Source organism: Streptomyces anatolicus (assembly GCF_019400875.1).
GTDB classification, from domain to species: Bacteria; Actinomycetota; Actinomycetes; order Streptomycetales; family Streptomycetaceae; genus Streptomyces; species Streptomyces anatolicus.
The window spans coordinates 1-7502 of the sequence record NZ_WMBF01000311.1; the positions used below are offsets into that span (position 1 = coordinate 1).

The following is a 7502-nucleotide window of genomic DNA, read 5'->3' on the forward strand; positions in this document are numbered from 1 at the left end:
GCCCAGCACCCCACACCCCCCAAGCGAAGGGCGAGCGTCCATGTCGCTGATCGACAGCCTCGCCCGGCTGGAAGCCGTCACCGCCGACCGTGCCCAGCCCAGGGTCACCGTCCGGCACCGGCACGTCTCCGACCGGCCCCTCGTCCTCGTGCCGCTCACCACCGCCGGCGAGGCAGGCGCGCCCCTCGGCGCCCTCGTGGGGACGGAGCGCACCTCGCCCCGTCTGCTCGTCGTGCCCCAGCCCCGCGACCGCGACCTCCGCTTCGCGTTCCTCGCGCAGCTCGCCGAGATCGTTCTGCCGTACATCGAGGCGTACGGAGACGACGTCGAGGCGGCCGAGCGCAGTGAGACCGACCCGGAGACCGGCAAGCGCGTCAAGGTCGAGGTCGAGCTGTGCGCGGACGCCCCTCAGCTGATCGTGCCGAGCCGCGCCGGCATCGAGTTCGTACGCCTCCTCGGCCGGTCCATGCGTTTTCGCCGCACCGCCGATCAGGACCCCGACACGCCCTACCCCGCGCCGCCCCGCGTCCCCCTGCTCGGCCGATGGCTGACGCACTTCGGGGAGCGCGCCCGCGTCCCCGGCTCGTCCCTGCTCGTGGCGATGACCGATCTGCTGTCCCGGCACTGGGCCACCGGCCAGTCCAGCCTGGAGGACCAGCACCTGGGCGCCCTCCTTGCCTGGATCGAGGCCCCGGAGGGCACCTCCGGCGCCGAGGCCGCGCTCCGCGCCGAGCTGGCGCGCGACAAGGACGGCCAGCTGCTGTGCCCGCCCGCGGGCCCGGCCACGGACCCGGCGTTCGACAACGACCTGCTCGCCCCCGCCATCGAGCGCTACGACCGCGCGCGCGGCGCCCTGGCCGCCGCCGAGGACGGCATCGAGGCGGACGCGCGGCTGGCCGCGTTGACCGCCGCCGAGCGGGAGATCCACGCCCTGGTCGAGAGCAGGACCCGCCCCACCTGGGACGCCGTATGGCGCGGTCTGGACGCCCTGTGCGCCCTGCCCGCGGCCGCGCACGACGCCGACCGGTGGACCCGCGACCGCTGGTCGTTCACCGGGCACCGCGACCGCGTGGCGGCGGGCGAACCCCCGCAGCCCCGCGTCGACGACGCGATCACCGCGGCGAACAAGCTGGCCACGCGCGAGCGCGAACAGGCCCGCCTCGACGCCCAAGAGGCCCTCGACGACCCCCTGGTGATGGCGGGCCGCCGCCTCGCGGGCGAGGCGTTCGCGGGCGAGGTGACGGAGGTCGTCATGGCGTACAGCGAGGCGAAGACCCCCCGACCGCGCCCCCTGATCACCGTCCGCACGGAGGACCGCCCCCACCTCGGCGAGCGCACGAAGGTGTACCGCTCGCTCCAGGGCAAGCCGCAGACGGCCGAGTTCGTGGCGTACGAGAGCCATGACACCGCCCCCCTCGTCGTGCTGCGCCTCGTCGACAAGATGGGCCGCGGCAAGGAACCCGACGCCGGTTCGGTCCCCGAGAAGGGCGACCGGATCTGCTGGACGCTCTTCGAGCACGACCAGCGCGGCGGCCCCAAGCTGCCGGACCCGGAGGCCACCCCGTGGACCCACGGCGGCCCGCCGGCGGAGACCCCGGAGCGCCCTGATCCCGTGACCGCGGAGGACACCCTGTGATGCAGCTCGCCCCGCCCGCGGGCCACGCCTTCGACCCCGGCGCCGAGGCCGCGCGCGCCACGGACGCGATCCTCCACGACACGCTGCACGGCACGCACCGCGGCGTCGTCGTCGACTCCCCGCCCGGCGCGGGAAAGTCGACACTGGTGGTGCGCGCCGCGCGTGAACTGGCCGCGGCCGGACGCCCGCTGATGGTGATCGCGCAGACGAACGCGCAGGTGGACGACTTGATCCTGCGCCTCGCCGAGAAGGACCCCGAGCTTCCGGTGGGCCGTCTGCACAGCAGCGACCCGGACCCGTACGACAAGGCGCTCGACGACCTGCCGAACGTACGCAAGTCGACCAAGGCGGGCGACCTCGCCGGTCTGGACGTCGTCGTCTCGACGGCCGCGAAGTGGGCGCACGTCAAGGTGGACCAGCTCGACGCGCCGTGGGGGCACGCGATCGTCGACGAGGCGTACCAAATGCGGTCGGACGCGCTGCTCGCCGTCGCGGGGCTCTTCGAGCGGGCGCTGTTCGTGGGGGATCCGGGGCAGTTGGACCCGTTCTCGATCGTCGGCGCGGAGCAGTGGGCGGGCCTTTCGTACGACCCGTCGGCCTCGGCCGTCACGACGCTGCTCGCCCACAATCCCGAACTGCCGCAGCACCGCCTGCCGGTGTCCTGGCGGCTGCCCGCGTCGGCGGCGCCGCTCGTCTCCGGCGCCTTCTATCCGTACACGCCCTTCCGCAGCGGTACGGACCACGGGGACCGCGCGCTGAACTTCGCGGTGCCGTCGGACGGTTCGGCGCCGGACCAGGTGATCGACGAGGCGGCGCGGGCGGGCTGGGGCCTGCTGGAGCTGCCCGCGCGGAACACGCCGCGTACGGACCCCGAGGCGGTGCGGGCGCTGGCCCAGGTGGTCCGGCGCCTCCTGGACCGGGGCGGCGCGGCCACCTCGGAGCGCGCCCCCGACCCGGCCCCGCTCACGGCCGACCGCATTGCCGTCGGCACGGCCCACCGCGACCAGGCGGCGGCGGTCCGCGCGGCCCTCGCCGACCTCGGCGTCACGGACGTCACGGTGGACACCGCGAACCGCCTCCAGGGCCGTGAGTACGACGTGACGGTCGTCCTGCACCCGCTGTCCGGCCGCCCGGACGCCACGGCCTTCCACCTGGAGACGGGCCGCCTCTGCGTCCTGACCTCCCGGCACCGGCACGCCTGCATCGTGGTCTGCCGCGCGGGCGTCGACCTCCTCCTCGACGACCACCCCTCGACGGAGCCGGTCCAACTGGGCGTCACGGTGAAGTTCCCAGACGGCTGGGAGGCCAACCACGCGGTCCTGGCGCGGCTGTCGGAGCACCGGATCCCGTGGCAAGCCCCGTAAGGATCGCGCCCCGCCAGGGGCGCGAGGAACTGCGCGAGCAACCCAATCCGACCCGCACCCGCGTGGAGGGCGCCGCGGGCAGACGCGTCCGTGCGGGTCGCGCCTGGCTGGGCGCGCAGTTCCCCGCGCCCCTTTGGGGCGCGTTCCCGGGCCGGGGCGCATGAGGCCCCGGGGCCCTACGCCGCGCGGAGCAGCGCGGAGATTCGGTCCGCCGGGACCGGGCGGGAGTAGAGCCAGCCCTGACCCGTGTCGCAGCCGATCCGGCGAAGCCGCGCCGCCTGCGCCACCGTCTCCACGCACTCCGCCGTCACCGTGAGCCCCAGCCGATGGGCAAGCCGCACCAGCGCCTCGACGATGAGTTCGTCGGCGGGGTTGTTGTGCGCCTCCCCCTCCTCGTACTGGAAGCCCCGTACGAAGGACCCGTCCAGTTTGAGGACGGAGACCGGAAGCCGGCTCAGGTAGGCCAGGTTCGAGTACCCCGTACCGAAGTCGTCGATGGCGATCCGCACCCCCATGTCGCTGAGCGCCTGCAGGGCCTGGAGCGGCCGCCCCGCCGAGCCCATCACGGCGGACTCGGTCAGCTCCAGCTGGAGCAGCCGGGCCGGGAGGCCGGTCTCGGCGAGGATCTCCGCCACGTCCGCGACCAGGTCGGAGTCCCACACCTGCCGCACCGCCACGTTCACGCTCACGAACACCGGCTCCCGCTCCGGATGCGCCAGCTGCCACCGCCGCGCCTGCCGGCACGCGGTGCGCAGCACCCAGCGGCCGAGCTGCACGATCGACCCGTCCTCCTCGGCCAGTCCGATGAACCGATTCGGCGTCAGCAGCCCGAACTGCGGGTGCCGCCAGCGCACCAGCGCCTCGACGCCCCGCACCCGCTCGTCGTCGAGACCGACCAACGGCTGGTACTCCAGTACGAATTCGTCCCGCTCCACGGCGGGCCGCAGTGAACTGGAGAGCGTCTGACGGGTCATGCGGTGGGCGTTGCGCTCCGGGTCGAAGAGCGTCCAGCGGGCCTTGCCGTCCGTCTTCGCCCAGTACAGCGTGGTGTCGGCGGCCTGCATCAGCCCCGTCGTGGTGGTGCCCGCGGCGCGCCGCTCCACCACGCCGATGGAGGCCGAGACGGAGAGCCGCTGGCCAGCCAGGTCGAAGGGCTCCTGCAGCGCCCGCAGCGCCGCCTCGGCGAGATCCGTCAGCTGTTCCGTCCCCGTCGAGTCCTCGACGAGCAGCGCGAACTCGTCGCCGCCGAGGCGCGCCACCAGCGGCGCGGTCACCGTGCCGTACCCGGCCTGGTCGGCGCAGCGCGTGAGCCGCTCCGCGACGGCGGCGAGCAGCCGGTCGCCGATCCGGTGGCCGAGAGTGTCGTTGACCGCCTTGAACCCGTCGAGGTCCAGATAGCAGAGCCCGACGCGGCCGGTGCTCGTGTCGTCGTAGGCGCCCGCTTCGAGCGCGGAGGCCAGGCGTTCGAAGAAGAGGTTGCGGTTGGGCAGCCGGGTCACCGGGTCGTGCATCTGTACGTGCCGCAGCCGGGCCTGCAACTCGCGGCGGGCACTGATGTCGGCGGCGGCCAGCAGCACGGTCCTGCCCTCGCCCCGCTCGGCGGACTCCGGCATCGGCGAGACCGTGATCTGCACCCACAGGGAGTGCCCGTCGGGGTGCTTCAGACGCCGCGTGCAGCGCAGCTTCGCCTGCCTGCCGCGGAGCACTTCGCGGTACGCGTGCCAGGTGCGGGCGTCGGAGGCCAGGTCGACCAGATCGGCGGCGACGCGCCCGCCGAGCGTCCCGGGGGCGGCGCCCAGGAGCGCGTCCAGGGCGTGATTGGCGCTGACGACGAGGCCTTCGCTGTCGACGACAGCCAAGGGAAGGGGGGCGTGGGTGAACGCACCGTGGTAATCGACCCGCTCCGGGTCGAGGCGGTCCATCACGGCGCGTTCAGGGCCGAAGCGGTCCATCACGGCCTGCTCCGGGCCGAAGTGGTCCATCACGGCCCGCTCCGAGCCGCGAAGTTCCGCGCCGCGAAGCTCCGGCACATGATGATCGCCCCGCTCCGATTCACGACGTTCCGTGACGACAGGACGGGCTCGGCCGGGTGTGGTGGCCGCCGTGGGGGTGGGCCCTTGGGACGTTCCGTTCACCGCTTGCTCCCGCAGTGCAGTTGTTCTCGAACAGGTCTCGTCGGGCGGCGGGCAGGTGGCGGGCGGCGGTGTGGGGCCGGGCCCGCGCAGGAAAGTGTGCCGATCATAGAGGCCCGCCAGATGCCCTATCCAGCCATGGCACCGCACCTGGGGTGGCCCACGGCGTATGGCAGATCGTTTCTGCTCGCCAGTGAACTGGTTCCGTCATGGCCCGATCGCTTGTGACGTTCCGTGAGCGGTCGGGGTGTCGGCCCTCTGTCCGCCCCTCACCCGGAAGGGCCAGACAAACAGGGCGAAGTTCAACAAAACATCACAAGGTGGGTGGGGTGTCCCGCATTCCGCACCCGGAGGTCGACGTGCCGCGTCAGCTCCCCCCTAGGGGACTCACCCGTGGAGGGAGAAACCCCAGGCCATGGAGGGACCCCCGGTTGCGCAGCACCGCCGCGCTGCTCACCTCGCTGACCGCCCTCGCCGCCACCTCGCTCGTCGCCGGCCCCGCCGTCGCCGAGTCCGCCGCGGGACCCTGCGCCCTGCGCCGCACGACCGCGCACCACTCGGAAGGGCTCGACACCTGGAACAGCGCCTACCCCCGCCCGGCCAGGACCCTGAACGCCGTCATGGTCTTCCTGTCCTTCCCGGACTCCCCGCCGACGATCACGCCCGATGAACTGGCCGCCGACCACTTCCCCGCGACCAGCCAGTTCTTCGAGCGGGCCTCCTACGGAAAGTTCGAGCTGCGCCCGCACCCGGGGCGCGAGTGGGTGCGGATGCCGCGGGATTCCACGTCGTACGCCATAAAGCGCGACTGGAACGCCCAGCGCCGCGCCGCCTATCTGCGCGACGCCCTGGCCGCGGCCGATCCGCACGTGGACTTCTCCCGCTACGACATCGTCTACTTCGTCGCGGACCCGAACGCGCCCGGCGTCGACTCGGACGCCACGAAGGTGGTGAACTTCGACCGGCCGATGCGGGCCGACGGCACGGACATCCGGCGCGTCGTCACGGTCTTCGAACGGCACCCGCCGGACCGCAACGTCCTGGCCCACGAGACGGGCCACGTCTTCGACCTGCCCGACCTCTACCACCGGCCGACCGACGGCAAAGGCGACTGGGACACCCATGTGGGTGACTGGGACCTCATGGGAAGCCAGTTCGGCCTCGCGCCCGACCTCTTCGGCTGGCACAAGTGGAAGCTGGGCTGGCTGGAGCCGCACCAGGTGCGCTGTGTGGCGGCGGGCCCCGAACGGCTGACCCTGGAGCCCCTGGGGGCGCCCGCCGCGCCCGCCGCGCGCGGGGCCATCGGCGGCACCAGGCTCGCGGTGATCCGTACGGGCCGGGACACGGCGATCGCCCTGGAGGCGCGGGGCGCGGCGGGCAACGACCACGCGACCTGCACGGAGGGCGTGCTCGTCTACGAGGTGCGCGGCGGGACGGCGTCGGGGAGCGGCCCCATCGAGGTCGTCGACGCCCACCCGGAGTCGGAGTCCTGCTGGGGCGACTCGGTCTACCCGCAGCTGGCGGACGCCCCGGTGCGGGTGGGTGAGACGTTCACGGTGCCGGGCGAGGACGTACGCGTGGAGGTGGAGGCGCGGACGGCGTCGGGGGCGTGGACGGTGACGGTCGCGGCGGGCTGAGACGCGTACGGCCGGGCCCCCTGCGGACGGGCCCCGTACGGACGGGTGCGTACAGGGCGGACATGCAAGAAGCCCCTCGCTCTCACGAGGGGCTTCTCACTGTCTGTGCGCCGCCAGGGACTCGAACCCCGGACCCGCTGATTAAGAGTCAGCTGCTCTAACCAACTGAGCTAGCGGCGCCTGCTGACGTCGTAGACCTTAGCATCCTGATCGCCGCCAGGAAAAATCGATATGCGGACCGCGGAGGAGGCCATGGAGCGGGCCGCGCGGACGCAGGCCCAGAGCAGCACCTCGGGGCCCGGCAGCCAGGGGTGGCGGGTACCGGGGGCCACCAGCCAGCGTGATTCCAGGCGGGCGGCGGGCCCGGCGGCCGGGGCGTCGGCGGTGGCGCCGAGGGGCGGCACGGTGACCGCGTCGCCCGTGCCGTGGCAGAGCACGGAGGGGACCGCGGCGCCCCACTCCTCCCACTCCAGGAGCGAGGGCAGGCGCTGCGCGGTGCCGGGGGCGGCGAAGAGCAGCATGCGGCCGCGGTGGGCGGCGACGGGGCCCGAGCCAGGGCCTTCGTCCCATAACCGGTCGAGCATGCGCCGCCCGAAGACGGCGGGGACGCTCACCACGTCGAAGGCGGCGCCGCAGGGGAGCACCGCGGGGGCGGTGGGCCGGGTGCGCCAGTGGGTGAGGGCGCTTCGGGGATACGTTTCGGCGGAGGCGAGCCAGGCGGCTCCCTCGGTGG

The 7502-nt window shown here is 73.6% G+C and carries 5 protein-coding genes and 1 tRNA gene; 3 read left to right on the top strand and 3 right to left on the bottom strand.

The genetic code is table 11. From position 1 onward, the window contains the following. Positions 1 to 40 precede the first annotated feature (40 nt). The gene (locus tag GKQ77_RS23240; RefSeq protein WP_219690866.1) at positions 41 to 1636 is read left to right on the top strand and encodes a hypothetical protein; all 1596 of its coding nucleotides are present in this window, start codon (positions 41 to 43) and stop codon (positions 1634 to 1636) included. Then, positions 1636 to 3000, top strand: a complete 1365-nt coding sequence (locus tag GKQ77_RS23245) for an AAA family ATPase (RefSeq protein ID WP_219690867.1) — start codon at positions 1636 to 1638, stop codon at positions 2998 to 3000. Before GKQ77_RS23240 ends, GKQ77_RS23245 begins: the two co-directional genes overlap by 1 nt. A 176-nt stretch (positions 3001 to 3176) precedes the next feature. On the opposite strand, the gene GKQ77_RS23250 is transcribed toward GKQ77_RS23245, so the two are convergent. After that, on the bottom strand, positions 3177 to 4922 hold the full coding sequence (locus GKQ77_RS23250) for a putative bifunctional diguanylate cyclase/phosphodiesterase (RefSeq protein WP_258021808.1): 1746 nt from the start codon (positions 4920 to 4922) through the stop codon (positions 3177 to 3179). Between the two features lie 539 nt (positions 4923 to 5461). Here GKQ77_RS23250 and GKQ77_RS23255 point away from each other — a divergent pair. Beyond that, positions 5462 to 6769 carry a M6 family metalloprotease domain-containing protein gene (locus GKQ77_RS23255; RefSeq protein WP_308117759.1) on the top strand — a complete coding sequence of 436 codons (1308 nt, stop codon included), beginning with the start codon at positions 5462 to 5464 and terminating at the stop codon, positions 6767 to 6769. Between the two features lie 106 nt (positions 6770 to 6875). Here GKQ77_RS23255 and GKQ77_RS23260 read toward each other — a convergent pair. After that, positions 6876 to 6949 (bottom strand) — tRNA-Lys (locus GKQ77_RS23260). Then, positions 6940 to 7502, bottom strand: a 563-nt coding sequence (locus tag GKQ77_RS23265) for a bifunctional DNA primase/polymerase (RefSeq protein ID WP_219690869.1), incomplete at its 5' end; no start/stop codon positions are given. The genes GKQ77_RS23260 and GKQ77_RS23265, both read right to left, overlap by 10 nt.

What these genes read in the sequence shown, in the direction of transcription:
- GKQ77_RS23245 (WP_219690867.1), top strand. Translation starts at nt 1,636, where the DNA reads ATGCAGCTCGCCCCGCCCGCGGGCCACGCCTTCGACCCCGGCGCCGAG.
- GKQ77_RS23250 (WP_258021808.1), bottom strand. Translation starts at nt 4,922, where the DNA reads ATGGACCGCCTCGACCCGGAGCGGGTCGATTACCACGGTGCGTTCACC.
- GKQ77_RS23240 (WP_219690866.1), top strand. Translation starts at nt 41, where the DNA reads ATGTCGCTGATCGACAGCCTCGCCCGGCTGGAAGCCGTCACCGCCGAC.